Annotated in this window: 22 protein-coding genes; 13 read left to right on the top strand and 9 right to left on the bottom strand. The window is 67.3% G+C overall.

What is annotated here, in order from left to right; genetic code table 11:
• Positions 1–98: 98 nt before the first annotated feature.
• From ACTIGN_RS31565 to ACTIGN_RS31540, 6 genes are all read left to right on the top strand, one after another.
• On the top strand, positions 99–365 hold the full coding sequence (locus ACTIGN_RS31565; protein ID WP_439631466.1) for a hypothetical protein: 267 nt from the start codon (positions 99–101) through the stop codon (positions 363–365).
• Between the two features lie 33 nt (positions 366–398).
• Positions 399–1,145, top strand: coding sequence for an HK97 family phage prohead protease (locus ACTIGN_RS31560; RefSeq protein ID WP_439631464.1), 747 nt, complete (start codon positions 399–401; stop codon positions 1,143–1,145).
• 47 nt (positions 1,146–1,192) lie between these two features.
• Positions 1,193–1,591: a hypothetical protein gene (locus ACTIGN_RS31555; RefSeq protein ID WP_439631462.1), complete on the top strand. Its 399-nt coding sequence runs from the start codon at positions 1,193–1,195 to the stop codon at positions 1,589–1,591.
• A 31-nt stretch (positions 1,592–1,622) separates the two neighbouring features.
• Positions 1,623–3,332, top strand: coding sequence for a hypothetical protein (locus tag ACTIGN_RS31550; protein WP_439631460.1), 1,710 nt, complete (start codon positions 1,623–1,625; stop codon positions 3,330–3,332).
• A gap of 64 nt (positions 3,333–3,396) precedes the next feature.
• Positions 3,397–3,930 carry a sigma-70 family RNA polymerase sigma factor gene (locus ACTIGN_RS31545; RefSeq protein ID WP_439631458.1) on the top strand — a complete coding sequence of 178 codons (534 nt, stop codon included), beginning with the start codon at positions 3,397–3,399 and terminating at the stop codon, positions 3,928–3,930.
• Positions 3,931–3,957: 27 nt separating this feature from the next.
• Positions 3,958–4,167, top strand: a complete 210-nt coding sequence (locus tag ACTIGN_RS31540) for a hypothetical protein (RefSeq protein ID WP_439631456.1) — start codon at positions 3,958–3,960, stop codon at positions 4,165–4,167.
• A gap of 501 nt (positions 4,168–4,668) precedes the next feature.
• On the opposite strand, the gene ACTIGN_RS31535 is transcribed toward ACTIGN_RS31540, so the two are convergent.
• Both ACTIGN_RS31535 and ACTIGN_RS31530 read right to left on the bottom strand, forming a co-directional pair.
• Positions 4,669–5,016 (bottom strand): ArsR family transcriptional regulator, encoded by a 348-nt coding sequence (locus ACTIGN_RS31535; protein WP_439631454.1) that lies wholly within the window; start codon positions 5,014–5,016, stop codon positions 4,669–4,671.
• Positions 5,013–5,273 (bottom strand): hypothetical protein, encoded by a 261-nt coding sequence (locus ACTIGN_RS31530; protein ID WP_439631452.1) that lies wholly within the window; start codon positions 5,271–5,273, stop codon positions 5,013–5,015. The genes ACTIGN_RS31535 and ACTIGN_RS31530 overlap by 4 nt, the downstream gene beginning before the upstream one ends.
• A gap of 142 nt (positions 5,274–5,415) precedes the next feature.
• Between ACTIGN_RS31530 and ACTIGN_RS31525 the strand changes: the two genes are divergently transcribed.
• Positions 5,416–5,550, top strand: a complete 135-nt coding sequence (locus ACTIGN_RS31525) for a hypothetical protein (RefSeq protein WP_439631450.1) — start codon at positions 5,416–5,418, stop codon at positions 5,548–5,550.
• Positions 5,551–5,612: 62 nt separating this feature from the next.
• Complete coding sequence (locus ACTIGN_RS31520; protein ID WP_439631448.1) at positions 5,613–5,882, top strand: hypothetical protein; 270 nt, start codon at positions 5,613–5,615, stop codon at positions 5,880–5,882.
• Between the two features lie 13 nt (positions 5,883–5,895).
• On the opposite strand, the gene ACTIGN_RS31515 is transcribed toward ACTIGN_RS31520, so the two are convergent.
• On the bottom strand, positions 5,896–6,105 hold the full coding sequence (locus tag ACTIGN_RS31515; RefSeq protein ID WP_439631446.1) for a hypothetical protein: 210 nt from the start codon (positions 6,103–6,105) through the stop codon (positions 5,896–5,898).
• A 234-nt stretch (positions 6,106–6,339) separates the two neighbouring features.
• On the opposite strand from ACTIGN_RS31515, the gene ACTIGN_RS31510 reads away from it, so the two are divergent.
• The gene (locus ACTIGN_RS31510) at positions 6,340–6,813 is read left to right on the top strand and encodes a hypothetical protein (protein WP_439631445.1); all 474 of its coding nucleotides are present in this window, start codon (positions 6,340–6,342) and stop codon (positions 6,811–6,813) included.
• Between the two features lie 478 nt (positions 6,814–7,291).
• Here ACTIGN_RS31510 and ACTIGN_RS31505 read toward each other — a convergent pair whose 3' ends face one another.
• Both ACTIGN_RS31505 and ACTIGN_RS31500 read right to left on the bottom strand, forming a co-directional pair.
• On the bottom strand, positions 7,292–8,143 hold the full coding sequence (locus ACTIGN_RS31505) for a hypothetical protein (RefSeq protein WP_439631443.1): 852 nt from the start codon (positions 8,141–8,143) through the stop codon (positions 7,292–7,294).
• Positions 8,144–8,160: 17 nt separating this feature from the next.
• A complete protein-coding gene (locus tag ACTIGN_RS31500) occupies positions 8,161–8,499 on the bottom strand; it encodes a hypothetical protein (RefSeq protein WP_439631441.1) in 339 nt (112 codons plus the stop codon).
• A 69-nt stretch (positions 8,500–8,568) separates the two neighbouring features.
• Here ACTIGN_RS31500 and ACTIGN_RS31495 point away from each other — a divergent pair, with 69 nt between their 5' ends.
• Positions 8,569–8,760, top strand: a complete 192-nt coding sequence (locus ACTIGN_RS31495) for a hypothetical protein (protein WP_439631440.1) — start codon at positions 8,569–8,571, stop codon at positions 8,758–8,760.
• 16 nt (positions 8,761–8,776) lie between these two features.
• Here the strand turns inward: ACTIGN_RS31495 and ACTIGN_RS31490 are convergent, their stop codons facing one another.
• Together ACTIGN_RS31490 and ACTIGN_RS31485 are read right to left on the bottom strand one after the other, a co-directional pair.
• On the bottom strand, positions 8,777–9,451 hold the full coding sequence (locus tag ACTIGN_RS31490; RefSeq protein WP_439631438.1) for a magnesium chelatase domain-containing protein: 675 nt from the start codon (positions 9,449–9,451) through the stop codon (positions 8,777–8,779).
• 43 nt (positions 9,452–9,494) lie between these two features.
• Positions 9,495–10,199: a hypothetical protein gene (locus ACTIGN_RS31485; protein WP_439631436.1), complete on the bottom strand. Its 705-nt coding sequence runs from the start codon at positions 10,197–10,199 to the stop codon at positions 9,495–9,497.
• Between the two features lie 120 nt (positions 10,200–10,319).
• Here ACTIGN_RS31485 and ACTIGN_RS31480 point away from each other — a divergent pair, with 120 nt between their 5' ends.
• Positions 10,320–11,102 carry a polyprenol monophosphomannose synthase gene (locus ACTIGN_RS31480; protein WP_439631434.1) on the top strand — a complete coding sequence of 261 codons (783 nt, stop codon included), beginning with the start codon at positions 10,320–10,322 and terminating at the stop codon, positions 11,100–11,102.
• A gap of 60 nt (positions 11,103–11,162) precedes the next feature.
• On the opposite strand, the gene ACTIGN_RS31475 is transcribed toward ACTIGN_RS31480, so the two are convergent.
• The gene (locus ACTIGN_RS31475) at positions 11,163–11,933 is read right to left on the bottom strand and encodes a hypothetical protein (RefSeq protein ID WP_439631432.1); all 771 of its coding nucleotides are present in this window, start codon (positions 11,931–11,933) and stop codon (positions 11,163–11,165) included.
• Positions 11,934–12,343: 410 nt separating this feature from the next.
• Here ACTIGN_RS31475 and ACTIGN_RS31470 point away from each other — a divergent pair, with 410 nt between their 5' ends.
• Together ACTIGN_RS31470 and ACTIGN_RS31465 are read left to right on the top strand one after the other, a co-directional pair.
• Positions 12,344–12,856 carry a DUF4142 domain-containing protein gene (locus ACTIGN_RS31470; RefSeq protein WP_439631430.1) on the top strand — a complete coding sequence of 171 codons (513 nt, stop codon included), beginning with the start codon at positions 12,344–12,346 and terminating at the stop codon, positions 12,854–12,856.
• Between the two features lie 290 nt (positions 12,857–13,146).
• Positions 13,147–13,611 (top strand): hypothetical protein, encoded by a 465-nt coding sequence (locus ACTIGN_RS31465; protein ID WP_439631429.1) that lies wholly within the window; start codon positions 13,147–13,149, stop codon positions 13,609–13,611.
• A 21-nt stretch (positions 13,612–13,632) separates the two neighbouring features.
• Here the strand turns inward: ACTIGN_RS31465 and ACTIGN_RS31460 are convergent, their stop codons facing one another.
• Entirely contained in the window at positions 13,633–14,781 is a 1,149-nt protein-coding gene (locus tag ACTIGN_RS31460; protein WP_439631427.1) for an amidohydrolase family protein, read from the bottom strand.

Here is a 14,781-nt window from a genome sequence, read left to right as displayed (position 1 = left end):
GTTGGTGCCCGAAGGTGCCTGCCCCGGGGTGTGCGCCGTCGTCGTCTGATCGCGATCCCGATTCCCTTACGACTCATTCGCCCCTCGGAGACTTCAACATGGTCAGCAACATCACCCCCGCCGATGTCGCGCTCCTTGAACTCGCGTCTGGCGCGACCGGCGCCCCGGCCGACGTGATCGAGCGGTTACGCGCCGGCGGGTTCGTCACGCTCGACGGCGGCACCCCCACCCTCACGGCAGCGGGCGAGACCCGGGCCGAGAAGCTCAGGCCTGCCGCCTTCGACATCCGCGCGATGTTCGGGGGGACTACGAGCAACGGCGGCACCGCGATTTCCGCGCCGGGCGGCTCGCGCCTGTACTGCTGAACCGACACCCCAACCAGCACCGGAGCCCACCCGATGGCCATCCCCTTCCGCGTCGCCGGCGCTCGCGCCGCGATCACCGCCGCCCCGGACGGTGCGAAGCTCGCCACCTTCACCGGCGTGGCGTACACCGGTGCCCCGATGCAGCCGGGCGGGTGGTACGGGCAAATCATCCTCGACCTCGACGGGATCGTGGTGCCCAAGCAGCAGCGCCCGGCACTGCGCCAACACGACCACGAGAAGATCGTGGGGCACACGACCGCCGTGAAGGTCACCCCGGACGGCATCAAGGTGACCGGCGTGTTCAGCGGCCAGGACAGCCCGCACGCAAGGGAAATCATCGCGCTCGCCAAGAACGGGTTCGAGTGGCAAATGAGCGTCGGCGCGAACCCGCTACGCACCGAGTTCCTTGAGTCGGGCGAGACGGCCGAGGTGAACGGGCGCGAGATCACGGGACCGATCACGATCAGCCGCGAGACCGAGTTGGGTGAAGTGTCGTTCGTCCCCCTTGGAGCGGACGGCGACACATCCGCGGACGTGACCGCCGCGGGTGCGGCGGCAGTGAAGGCGAGGCCCGCGCCGCCGCGCAAGTCCGACCCGGACCCCGACGAGACGACCGACGAGACGGAGGAGTCGGACGAGGAAGACGACGGCCTCACCGAAGATGAGCGCGCCGAGGTGCGCGCCGTCGAGGCGATGTTCGCAGCGGAGACCGAAGCCAGGATTCAACAGATGCGTCGCGACGCCGCCGCGGAGATTCTCAGCGGAACCTACCGCGCCTGACCCCACCCGCGGCCCGCACCACGACCGCCCCACCAGGACCGCCACCGATGTACGGCACCGACCCGACCGCCGAGCAGTTCACGACCGTCACGCCGCCGATCGGGTTCACCGCCACGGACGGGCGGTTCCTCCCGCTCGCCCTCACCCCCGAGCGCGTCGAGGCAATCCGCGACACGAACGGCATGGACCTGCCCCGGGTCGCGCGGCGCGGGCTCAAGCACCTGTTCGACGGGGGCGGTCCGAAGGCACTCGTGCGGTTCGCGGAGGCCGTGTACATCGCCGCGGGTGGCGACGACAACCAGGACTCCGACGGGGTGCGGGTCGGGGAATCACTCGTCACCCCGGAGCAGTTCGGGACGATGCTCGCCGACCCGACGAACTTCGAGCGGGCCGGCAAAGCCTTCGTGATGTGCGTCGCCGACTACTTCAAGAACCGCCGCGGCTGACCGCCCGGCACCACTTCCAGCGGGGTGCTTCATGTCTGCGAAACAGGTACGCGCCGGCCGGGCGTTCGTGGAGTTGTTCGCGACCGACAACATGCTGACGCGCACACTCGACCGGGCCGCCGCCAAGGTCAAGGCGTTCGCCGGCACCGTCGGCGGGATCGGGCTCAAGGCCGGGGCCGCGGGGGGCGCGATCCTGGCCCCGCTCGGCAAGGCGCTGTTCGACGCGGTCAACAAGGGCGGGGAGATCAAGCGCATCGCGACACAGTACGGCCAGACCACAGACGCCGTGTCCGCGCTCGCCGGCGCGTTCGGAATGGCCGGGTCGGACATGGCCGAGTTTTCCGGCACGATTGACGGCCTGGCCGGGAAGGTCCGGGCCGCAGCGGATGCGGGCGGCTTGCTGGACGAACAACTCGTGTCGCTCGGCACCGCCCGGGAGTTCGAGAAGCTGTCTCTGCCCCAGCAGTTCGACAAGCTCGCCGACGCCTTCGGTCGCATCCCGGACGCTGCCCACCGTGCCGCGAAGGCGCAAGAGTGGTTCGGGGCCGCCGGCGCGAAGCTGCTCCCGTTCCTGAAGGACGGCGCGGCCGGGCTCGCCCGCATGAAGGCAGAGGGCAGGAAGTCCGGGGGTGCGATGGACGCCGAGAGCATCGAGCGCAGTGAGACCGCGTCCAAGGCACTGATTACCGTCTGGGAAGAACTCAAGAACACCATCGTTGCCGTGGGGTCCGCGTTGCTCCCCACGTCCGACCAGACCAAGGACATCACCGAGCGCATCCGCGAGGCGTTCGCGGCCGCGCGTGAGTGGGTCGCCGAGAACAAGAACCTCATCATTGCTGTCGCCGCGGGCGGGGCCGCGCTGGCCGGGCTGGGGGTGTCGCTCGTCGTCGCGAAGGCCATCATTGCCGCCATCGCAATTGGCATCGGAGCAGTCGGCGCTGCCTTCGCGCTGCTCCTCTCGCCGGTTGGTCTCGCGGCCGCTGCGATCGCGGGAATCGTGACGTGGTTCCTGACCTGCACCGACACCGGGAAAGCGCTCGCAAAGGAAGTCGGGGAAGCGTTCTCGGGGATGGGCACCATCTTCAAGGACACGTGGGGCGGGATCGTGGACGCCGTGAAGGCGGGTGACCTGCAAGGCGCGTTCGCCATCCTGAGCGCGGGCGTGAAGGCGCTGTGGCGCGAGTTGCTGCTGACGCTCAAGAAGGGCTGGAACTCGTTCGTGGGCGGGCTCACAGAGGTGATCCGCAACAACCCGATGCTACTGCCGGTGATCGGCGCGGCCATCGGCACCGCGGTCGGCGGCCCGCTCGGCACCGTCGCCGGACTCGCGGCCGGGACCGGGCTCAACTTCGTGGACTTCGAGAAGCACCTAGCCATCGACCTGAAGGAAGCAGAAGACGAGGCGCGCGCGGCCAAGAAGGAACTCGCCGACGTCATCGCGGGCCGCAAGCAAGCCCGCGAGCAGAAGGACGCGCAAGGCAACCCGTTGTTCGGGTTCGCACTCACAACCGCCATGTGGGCCAAGAAGTATTTCGGCGGCGCGGACCCGGCCGAAGAGGCGCGCACCCTCGGCAACAGGCAGCGCGGGATCTTCAGCGGGCCGGTTCAACAGCAACTCGGGTACGGCGACCAGATGGCAAAGCGACAGTACGACGTGCAGGTAGCGATCAAGAACGGCGTCGAGAAGGTCGCGAACAAGGTCGAAGACCTCGGCAAGAACGTGGCCGTCTTCAAGCGCTGACCCGCCCCGTCGCACCGCCACGGGGCAGGCAGAGCGCCTGCCCCTTCTCGTTCCCGGGAGCAGCATGGCCACCGCACCGGACGCCGCGGAATTGGTCACGAACTACTTCGGCCTGGCCGTGAAGCACGCCGCCAAGTGGGGCAAGCTCTACCCGTGGCTGCACGACCAGTTCGTGAGCGTCGCCACGGAAGAGTTGTGGCGCGCGTCCACGGAGTTCGACCCCCAGCGGTGCCCGCGGTTCGCGACGTACTTGATCCCCCGCATCCGGTGGGTGTGCCTTGAGGTCATCCGGTCCGAGCGGACCAGGAACCCGCCCGCTTTTGGGCCCCAGTGGCAACCGACGCTGAAGAACGACACGTCCCCCCTGGAGGCCGCGCCCGGCCGGTTCGCCGATCCCGCAGAGACCGCCGAGCGGCTCGACCTGGCGGCGCTGCTTGCCTGTCTGCCCCCGGACCGGGCCGACGCTGTGGTCCGCACGATCGGCCACGACGAGACCCACGAGAGCGTAGCCGCATCCCGCGGCCAGACCCGGGCGCGGGTCGGTCAACTGGTCGCCGAAAGTCTCGCCGCACTCAGGACCGCGGCGGGAGTCGAGTAGCTCACCCACACCACGAGGAACCACGACATGAACGCGACGCTGAACCTGACGTTGGCCGAGCAGCGGAAGCACGACGATGAGTTACTCACGCGGCTCCGGGACCGGCCCCGGGCCGGCACCCTGGCCGACCTGTTCGGGGGACTGGAACCGCGCTGGGCTACCCAGGCGGCCGAGCGGTTGCAGGTCGCCGGGCGGGTGACCGAGGACGACGCGGGCCGGCTACACGCCGCGGTGTGAACGCGAACCGCCCGGGGCTCTGAACCCCGGGCGGCTGCGTCACGTTCGGGAGGAACATCCTCCCCATACCACAGTTCAACTCTACCACGCGCCGCGGGCCGGCGCGAGTCGGTCACTTCAGCATCCGGTTGCGCTGCCCTGCTGCCCGCTGGGCCGGGTGTAGGGTACGGCCACCTCCGTCTGGCACTCGGGGCAATGGGGGTAGTATCTGGCCAGGACCGGGAACGACCCATCCGGCGCCTCAAACAGGGACGCTGCGAACCGCACGGTGTTCGGGTTAAAGGTGAACTCGCAGCCGCAACGCGGGCAGTGAGCCGTGAGGGTCATGGGGCACCGTCGGGACGGGCTTGATGATGCTGGGTCAAACTACCCAGTCCCCCACCGCACCCCAACGCCCGTCCACAAGTCTTCGTACTCTCCTGACGCGCTCGGGCGGCACGAAACGGCTACCCACCCGGGCGGCTCACTTCCCACGCAACAGCCGGCCGCGCTGATCGTCCGTCATGCCTTACCCTTGAGCGTTGCGGCAAGTGCCGCGCGGTCAAGCGTGACCCGCACCCCGGCCGGGTGGGTCAGTTCGAGTGCCCGCGGGGTGACCGTCACCCCGGTGAGCCGGTAGGTGCGGGTGAGGCCGGTCGCGGTGGAGTCCACCAGCCGGACCCTCCGCAACCGCAGGAGGTGTTGCCCAAGGTTCCCGGCCGCCGCCCCGGTCGCGGCCGCCAACTCGGCCACGGTCTTCGGGCCGCTGGCCAACTCCAGGAGCGTGGCCATCCGGTGATGCTCTTGGATCGTCGCCAGCCACTCCGACACCCCGGCCAGCCGGACCACTCGTCCTTGCTCGGTACTCACGACCTCTTCCCCTTCTTGGTAGCCGGCTTCTTCGCCACCGTGGGTTCCTCTGCGCCCCCCGGCAGCGGGACCGGGGCCGGTTCCGGTTGGGGCTCAGGCTTTGGCGGCGGGTACGCCATGTGACGCCGCAGCGCCTCGGCCACGACGCGGTTGAACTTCTCGCCCCGGTCCGCAGCGAACGCCCGCGCGTCCGTCAGCAGCGACTCGGGAAGCTCCACGTACACACCCTTCACCCCGGGTCGGTCAACGCTCGGCATGTAGCACCTCCAAGTTGAGTCTACACCACAGCCCGAGAGATGCCTAGGCATCTGCCAAGAATTTCCCAAGTCGCACTTGACAACTGCCTAGGCATTTGCCTATACTATGGGTGTTGAGACGAACGACACAGGAGGACGCGAGATGTTCGGTTACCTGACGATGACGGTGTGCGGGGTGGTTCTGCTGGTGCTGGGCAACGTGGTGGTGGGCTCGGTGATGCTGGCCGGGGCCGGGGTGTGGGCCGCGACGAGCGGGACCGGTGACGACGACGAGTGAGACGACGACGCGGGCCGCTCACGTCGGGCGGCCCTTCCTTCACGACACGAGCGAGAGCGAACATGGACGACATCCTGAAGGTCTACCGCGAGGAGTTGGCCCGGGTGCAGGCCGAGCGGGACCAGGCCAACGACGAGCGGCGGAAGCTGTGGGCCGCGGTCGGGTTCCTGAAGAGCGCCACGGGCACGCTCCTGGGATGCGTCGAGGCCGCCCACGAGTGCGCCGAGAACGAGGAGTTCTTGCGGAGCGGGACGTTCGACAGCGTGCGGACCGAGGCCCGCCGCGAGATCGGCGTCGCGAACAAGCTGCTGGGGATCGCCGCGGCCGAGTGATCGGAGGGGCGGGTTAGCCCGCACCCTCGGCAGCTTGCAGCCGGTACAGTTCCTCAAGCATCCAGATGAATTGCAGTTGCGTGGAGCGCCGCGCCTTCTTGGCGTCAGCCTCCACGCGCGCGTAAAGCTCGGGCGGGAACCGGATGGATCGGGTGATCCACTCGTCATCGGGTTCCGCCCCTGACGCCGTCTTCTTGCCGCTTTGCTTCGCCATAACGGTCATGATCGCAACCCATTTGGTTCACGGCAAAGGCACGCGCCGCGGAAGATGGTATCAGAACGGTTGCGCGGAAGGCAAGGATTCACCGAAATGAACCTTGCACCCTGCTAACCAAAATGGTATCAGAAATCACCACCGACAGAACCGGACCGCGTGCGTCCGCAAACGAAGAAGCCCCGAGGTAGTTCGAGCTACCCCGGGGCCGGTGCCCCCATTCCCCAGCAGGAGATTGCAGACATGGTGAACAGGCTATCCACCCTCGCCCCCGAATGCAACGGCACCCCGGCGACCGAGGCCAAGCCGACGCCGCACACCCAGAAGGGCGACGCGATCCGCTCCGCGATCCGCCGGAACATCCTCGGGCAGTCGGCGATGAATCAGGACGCGATCCAGATCAAGAAGACCGCCGAGAAGCTGTTGCAGATGCTGCGGGAGTTCTGGAACGACTACGATTCCGGCTTCGCAACCCTGCTCTGGCTTCAGAACGGCGGGATCACGTTCGAGGAGATCCACGACAGATCGCCGTGGGCCAAGCATGGCGACAGTTGGAGCGCCAAGCTGTGCAACGACGCGGCCGGCTTCGGGTGGGCACTGGAGGGGTTCATCCGCCAGTTCAGCGAATGCGTGCTGCCGCGCCGCGTATCCGAAGAGGTGATGCGCGAGATGCTCGAACGGCTCGACAGGCTCAACGCGGCATGCGGTGACCGCTGAGCGGCGACCAGCTACGCAGCGGCTTGGGGCCCCGTGGCGATCGTGACGGGGTTCGCCGTCGCTGCTACGGCCATAGTTCCAACCCCCAACTCCGGCCGCCCGCCGGCCATGTCGCTCGCGCAACCAGCGTTCCACGACAGGGCCGACGGGTTGAAGGCCGGGGATCTCAACTGTCGGGACCGCTGAATGGTCTGGTGGATCAGGACCCGGACGGCGGCCCCTTCCTCTGCAAGCAACCGGGCCTCGTCCCGCAGGGCACGGGCCCGGCGGATGAGCGGATCGGAGTCCGCGGGATCGAGCGGTGGCGACACGATGTACTCCCCTCGGGCGCCCGTTGTGGAGATCATCAGATTCGTAGACCGGCGCGGACACCGGCCCAGCTTGCGGCCCCGGATGTCACGTTCTCCCGACAGGCCTGAGAGGACTCCCGACGGGGCAAACGCAGCGGCCCGGGGCACGCGCTCCGGGCCGTGTTCGTTTAGGTGGCGTCCCCGAGATTGGCAGCGAGTTCGTCGAGTTGCTCGCGGAGATGACGCACAACGGCTGACATGGTGCAAACATGAACAATCCGCGAGTGGGTCCACCAGATGGACTGAAGGCCAAGTAGGCGATACATGACTTGGCCATCCTTGAGCCGATAAAATTCCAGGACCGGCCCTCCACTCAGTCCGACAGGGGACGCAGGTCGTTCGGTTGGAATTCGCCCGGTGAACATCGGGTATTCTCGAACGGGACTCCCCGGCGGAAGGTCGCAAGGCAACACCCACACAAGGCTTGCCCGCACCGAACCATCAAAATCGTCCCCCGCGGTTGGGTAGACTTTGTCTTCTTCGGGAAACCCAAGCAAGGCCACCGCGAACCGCGTTCCGTCTACTTCACCAGTCCAGTGACGCGGTTGAAACGGTGCGATTCCGTTGGCCCGAAAGCTGTCAACGTACAGATCACGAAGGGGGATCAGTGCGAAGTCCAATCCTCGCGTCCCCTCATCAATCGAATACCCTTGCAAGTCGTCCGGCGTCATCAGGGTTGGGTGCGGTACTATCGCGTCGCTTCCAAACCCGTCGAAGATTCTTACGCCTGTGATCTGAATGCGATTTGCAAGCCGCAGGGTTTCGAGACCAACGTCGGCGTCGTGAAAGACATGACCTGCTGTCGCAAAGGACCACCGGTCCAGGATTTCAACAAAGAATCCAGAGAACGATGCCGCTCGCTCAATACCAGTCGCAGTGCCGTTCTCCATGCACTGGTAGTTCACGACAAGACAACCGAGGTGCCGAGAAACAAGCCGGACAAGCCCGAGTCCGGATTGGTCCAACGCCTGCTGATCCATGCCATTTCTCCCCAACGTCACTCGCTCACCCGGATTTCATCCCACGCTGGGACCACTACGCCCGCAACCCCGTCGCCGCGGTGCCGGATCACGCGCAACCGGCCCGCGACCACGATCCGCCCGCCTTCCTTCACGTCGAGCCTGCGACCGACCAGGACCGCGACCCGCTCGGCCCCGTCGTCGCGGTCGGCCGCCCCGACGATCGTGAATCCGTTCAGGGTGTACACCGGCTTCGCCACGATGAACGTGACCGCCACGCGCTGCCCGTCGAGGGTGCGGGCGCGGTCGATGGACATCGAACCGAGATCCAGCGGCCGCACGTCGAGAGCAGCGACCAGGAGGACGAAGGCGAGCATGGGCCATACTCTCGACATGGGAACACACCTCGGTGATGATAACCTCAACCATGGTGAGGACGCCAACCCATGCCCCCAGAAGCTGAAGACGACATTGAGTTTGAGAAGGGCGACCACGTCGGGGTTAAGGGCACTGGCGAGATGGGGCGCATCATTGGGCCGGGAGATGCTCCCGGAACGTGGAAAGTGCTGCTCGTGGACCGCGACGGGAAAACGCAAGAGGTCCAGTTCGCCAGCGATGCGATAGAACCGATCTATTGACTTTGTGGGCAAGGGTTTAAATGGTGCCCGACATGATGACGTTGTGCCCCCCGGCCGCGGCGACGGTCAGTGCGCGCTTCGCGAACTCCTGTCCCTTCACGTCCGCGAAGTCGATGTCGTAGCGGTTGAGTTTTCCCTCGACCTCGTCGGCCGGGGGCGAGACCGGCTCGACGCCGCCCGCCCCAACAACGATCCCGACGGCCTCGGCGAGCGACGCGACGCCGAACACCTCGACCTCGCGGACCACGGCCGCCTCGCGAGCGTTCGCCGCGGGGACGATCAGCCGCGTGAGGCCCCGGGCCCGGGCCTCCATCGAGATCGAGAGCGACCCGACCACCGGCCGCACGGAGCCGTCGAGCGCGAGTTCCCCGACGGACGCGAACCCGTCGATCTGCTCAGGGGCGATCTGGCCCGTGGCGACGAGGATGCCGATGGCGATGGGGAGGTCGAACGCGCCGGCGTCCTTCCGGAGGTCGGCCGGGGCGAGGTTGATGACCGTGCGGCCGTTCGGGAGGCGGTAGCCCAGGTTCACGAGCGCCCGTTCGATGCGGTGGACGCTCTCGCGGACGGCCATTTCCGGCAGGCCGACGAGAACCGTCTTGGGCATCTGGGCCGGGGCGGTGTCCACCTCGACGTCGACCGGGACGGCGTCGATGCCGAGCAGGGCGAACGTGCGGAGCTGGGCGAGCATTGGGACCTCCGCGGCCGTTGGCGGTGCGGGCGTCGGGGCCGGGTCACTTCTTGACCCGCTCCTCGGGCCGGGGGTTCAGAATCAGCCGCCGGTACGCGACCCGCATGAACTGGAGCACCAGTCGGGCCGAGATGATCCCGATCGCGAACATGAACGCGGCCGGGTGGATGTAGAACTTGGGCCGGCCGGCCGCGTCCTTCTCGTCCATGTCCACGATCGAGTCAACCATCCACTCGCGGACGTTCGTGATGAACCAGATGTTCAGGCCGACGAGGACGATCGAGAGGACGACGCCGAGGATGCCCGGGAGCAGGTGCAGGAACACCTCCATCGGCGTCGCCTCGTACACCTTCTTCGTCTCGGCCCGCTCGCGGGTCAGGTTGTTGAACCCGCAGTGCAGGCACACCTTGGCGTCGGGCGGGTCGAGTTCCTTGGCGCAGTGCGGGCACCGCGGGATGTCGTCCTCCTTGATGATCTCGACATTCTGAACGCCCTCGTCGTCGTCCAGGAACGGGCTCTTCGCGGCCGGTTCCAACACCTCGGCCTTGATGACCTTCTTCGGCTTCGGCGGGGCCGCCTTGGCGCCGGGCTTCGCGCCCTTCGCCCTGGGGGCGGGCTTCGCGGCCGGGTCCTCCGCCACGAACGCCAGTTCGCAGTGCTTGCACCGCACCTTTTTGCCGAACACTGCGGGCGGAACCTTCAGGTTCTGCTCGCAGTGCGGGCACAGCACCTCGACGAGTGACGCCATCGGATGGTTCCTCGCCCCCTGTCGGGGGCACCACGGGCGGGCATAAATTCGGACGCAACGGGATCAATACCCTAGAAAGATAGCCGACCGACCGACCAGGATACAAGCAGGTATCGCTTCATGTCCGAGCCTTCCGGAAGCCCCGGGCCGGGTGCCCAGGGTCCGCCGCACCCCGCGCACGAGCCCCGCATCCTCGTCACGATCGCCACGTACAACGAGGCCGGGAACCTCGCACCGCTGATCGCCGAGATCCACAAGTTCCTGCCCCGCGCCGACGTCCTGGTGATCGACGACAACTCCCCGGACGGCACCTGGCAGATCGCCGAGGAGCTGGGGGCCACGGACCCGCGGGTGAAGCTCCTGAAGCGGCCCCAGAAGCTCGGCCTCGGAACTGCCACACTTGCGGGCATGAACTACGCGATGGCCCACGGGTACGACCTGCTCCAGAACATGGACGCGGACTTCAGCCACCCGCCGCGGTACCTCCCGGGCATTCTAGCGGGAATGAGCAAAAACGACGTGATGATCGGTTCGCGGTACGTTCAAGGGGGCGGCACGGAAAACTGGCCGCTCCCCCGGCGGATCATCTCGCGGGCCGTCAACACGATGGTCCGGTTCCTGTTCCGGATGCCGGTCAAGGACGCCAGCGGCGCGTACCGGTGCTTCCGCGTGAGCATGCTCCGCACGGTGCCGCTCGACCGGGTGCGCTCGCGGGGGTACTCGTTCCAACAAGAGGTGCTGTTCCGCTGTTACAAGTCGGGGGCCAGGATCGGCGAGTTCCCCATCATCTTCGAGAACCGCCGGGCCGGGGCCAGCAAGGTGAACCGCAAGGAGGCGATCCGCTCGATCAGCATGCTCCTGTTCATCGGCCTCCGCAACTTCTTCGGGCTCGAGCGCAAGTAGCGCGCACGACCGCGGTCGGGCGGTTCGCCCGGCCGCGTCGTGAAACCCCTCCGCGCTCAATTACTTCCGCACCGCGCGGCGGATCTCGTCGAGTTCGCGGGCCAGTCGGTCGAGCCGCTCAAGGATCTGATCGTTCGTGCCGCTGGAGCGGCCTTCTGCACGCTGGGCCGGACGCCCCTCGGACCGCGGGCCGCCCTTCGGCTCCGGGCGCTGCGGCGGGCCGAAGCTCGGCCGCTCGGACCGCGACGGCGACCTCTCCGCACGCAGCTTCTCGGCTTCCAGCTTCTCCAGCGCCTGGATGACTTCCTTGAGTTGCGCCGCGGACAGTCCGCTCGCGGCGCGGACCACGCCCTGCACCGCGCCCGACGCCGCCCCGCGGCCGCTGCCCGGACCGCCGCGCGACGGCTCGCCGCGGCTCATTCCGGGAGGGCCGAAGCCGCCCGGCCCGAACCCGCCCCGGCCGAACCCGCCCGGAGGGCCGAAACCCGCCGGTGGGTTGAACCCGCCGGGGCCGCGCGGGCCGTCCTTCGCCTTCGGTTCCGGAGCGCGGGCCGGAGACTTGAGTTGCTTCAGCCTGGCTTCCAGATCCGCCTCCAGCGACTTCAGCTTGGCGAGGTCGGCCTCCAGGGCACGCAGCGGGTCGCCCGGGCCGCGCTCCGGACCCCGCTTCTCGAAGCCGCCTTTCTCGAAGCCGTCCTTCTTCTCGAACCAGTCCTTCTTGTCGGAGCCCTTCCCCTTGCCCGGGGGTTGGGCAACGGCCGGGTCGGCGAAAGAGACCAAACCGGCCGCGACGGCGACCGACATCATTGGAGCAACAAGCATGCGAATCATGGTGCACCTCCGAAAATACGATGCGGGAGAGTCAGCCCGCGGCGAGTCACGGGCGAAGGCCCGTTACTGACCCTAAACGTAATCCCCCGCCGATGAAGACCCGAGTAATCTCGGTTCGCCGCGAAGGAACCCCCGGTGCGACAATGGTTTTTGCCACAGTTGAGGGGTGAGGAAACCGTTGAGCCGAGTCCATTCTCTCCGAGCTTCGGCCCGGCGCGCGCTCGTCCAGATCGAGTCGCGGTTCTGATCCTGGCCCCCGAACACTAAGGGCGGCCGCCGGGCCACTCGGTCGAAGCGAGCCTGCCGCGCCCGTCTGATTCGCTGCTGGGTCACCCGAACGACCCGGCACTGAAAATGCAACGAGATTTTCGCCCAAATTCAGGGCTCCCAATCACTCTCGAGGGTTCCCAATGCGATTCCACTGCCGCTTCGTCGCGTGTGTCTCTCTCGTCCTGGCGAGTTCCGCCCTGGCCGATGACAAGAAGACCGACGCCAAGCCGATTACCGACGCCGAGTTCGTCATCAAGGCGGCCAGCGGCGACATGTTCGAACTCGAGTCGAGCAAGCTGGCCAAGGACGCGGCCAAGTCCGATGACGTGAAGAAGTTCGCCGAGCACATGATCACCGACCACGCGAAATCGAGCAAGGAGCTGATGGAGGTGGCGACGAAGTCCAAACTCGGTCTCCCCACCAAGATGCTCGACGAGCACGCCAAGCTGCTGGAAAAGGTGAAGGGCGCAAAGGGAGACTTTGATAAGGCTTACATGGACGCGCAATTGACTGCTCACAAGGAAGCAGTTGTCCTCTACACGAATGCGTCGAAGAACGCGAAGGACCCGGGGCTGAAGGCGTTCGCGGAGAAGACCCTTCCGGTCATCAAGGGACACTACGAGCACGCCCAGAAGCACGCCAAGACTCAGTGACCGTCCGAACCAGCGTCATTGCGCAGGACGTGAGAGTTATCCCTTCAACCCCTTGCCGTTACAACCGATACCGAATCCTGCGGAGGGGTATCTATAGCCGTTCACTGTGTAGGCCGGTCCTGTACAAGTGCCACATACCTGGCCCACATAGTGAACGGCTACACAACGGGTTCATATCACGCGATTGGGTGCAACCCGTCGACAGGTTCTCGAATTTACGGCGAGCAGCGTCACCACTTCTTCACGGCACTGAGCCACTCCGTCGGTCACGAACGGCACGAGGCCTCGCGATGAGCAGTTTTTCCATGGCCAGGAGCGCCCCCCACGGCACCGCGGGCCGCGCGGCGGCGGCGTTTACCAAACTCTGCTCGATACAGGGACTTTACTACCTGATCACCGGTGTATGGCCGCTGGTGAGCATCGAGACCTTTCAGATGGTCACCGGGCCGAAGACCGACCACCTCGTCACCGGGCGGGAGTCGGACCACTGGTTGGTCAACACGGTCGGCGTGCTCGTCACCGCGAACGCTCTCGTCTTGTTACTCGCCGCGTGGCGGAACCGCCCGACGCCGGAGGTGGCCCTGCTCGCCGCCGGAAGCGCCGCCGGGCTCATCGCCATTGACGTGATCTACGTGGCCCGGGGTGTCATCCCGCCCGTCTACCTCGCCGACGCCGCGTTCGAGGCTGTGCTCATCGCCGCCTGGTTCTGGGTCGCGGCGAGCGGGCGGCTCCGGCCGAGAATCGCGCACGAGTGATAAGGCGTGTGCCCGATACCTTCAGCAGCACCTGCGTGCGCTCCCGGCCGCGGGTTCGCGGGCGTTCTCGTCCAGCCCCGGGTCGTCGGCCGCGACCGCGCCGTTGCGGACCAGTCGCCGCCCGCCGGCGAGCACCTCGACCAGTTCGAGCGACCCGGACTCGAGTACCACCAGGTCGGCGTCCGCCCCCGCGGCGACGCGGCCCTTGCCGCCGAGCTTCAGGACCGCGGCCGTGTTGGTGGTCACGCACGGTAGGACGTCGGCCAGCTCGATTCCACCGGCCACGCACGCCCGCACCTGGGCGAGCAGGTCGCGGGGGGTCGAGATCGAGGCGTCGGTCGAGACGGTGAGCCGGTCGGCCGGGCCGCCGCGCTCGCGGTAGTACCGGAACCACTTGGGCAGGTCCTTCTCGACCACGTCCACGTCCACCGCCGCCCCGCGGCGGGCCAGGTCGATCGCCTCGTCCATCAACTCCTCGCTGCGCTCGACGTGCGTCGGGTAGAGCCACTTGGGCTTCACGTCGAACTCGTCGACCAACTGCCGGAGGAGCGCCAGCCGCTTCCGGCCGGGGCCAACGTGGAAGTGGGTCAGCCCGGCCTTCCGCGCCAGGTGCCCGCCGATGAACGCGTCGCTCGCGAGTTTCGCCAGGTCGTGCGGCGACGGGTCCATCGACCGCTCGTCGGAGATCGCGATCTCGCCCGCCCCGATGACCTCGGCGACGAACAGAACGTCGTCCCGGACCGACTTCGTGAGCGTGCTCGGCGGCACGTCGTACCCGCCGGACCACACGAACGCGGTCAGCCCCTGCTCGCGGAGCGCCTTCGCCCGGCCGACCAGCCCGGCCATGTTCTTCATGGTCGTGTCGACGCCGAGCGTGCCGACGACGGTGGTGATCCCGCCCAGCACGATCTCGCCGGCCCGGATCTCGGGCGTCTGCGCGCTGAACCCGCCCTCGCCGCTGCCGCCGAGCAGGTGCTCGTGCGGGTCAATGAGCCCCGGTACGACGACCCGGCCGGCGGCGTCGATCACCTCGCAGTCCGCGCCGAGCTTTTCGAGCGCCTTACGGTCGATCGCGCCGACCTTCAGAACGTTCCCGCCGCCGACCAGGACCGACTGCCGGCCGAGCGGCTCCGGGGCGAACACCTCGCCCCCCTCGATGAGCACCAGCAT

This window comes from Gemmata sp., from assembly GCF_051859125.1.
In the GTDB taxonomy this organism is placed as follows: domain Bacteria; phylum Planctomycetota; class Planctomycetia; order Gemmatales; family Gemmataceae; genus Gemmata.
This window is presented reverse-complemented; position numbering and strand designations above follow the sequence as displayed.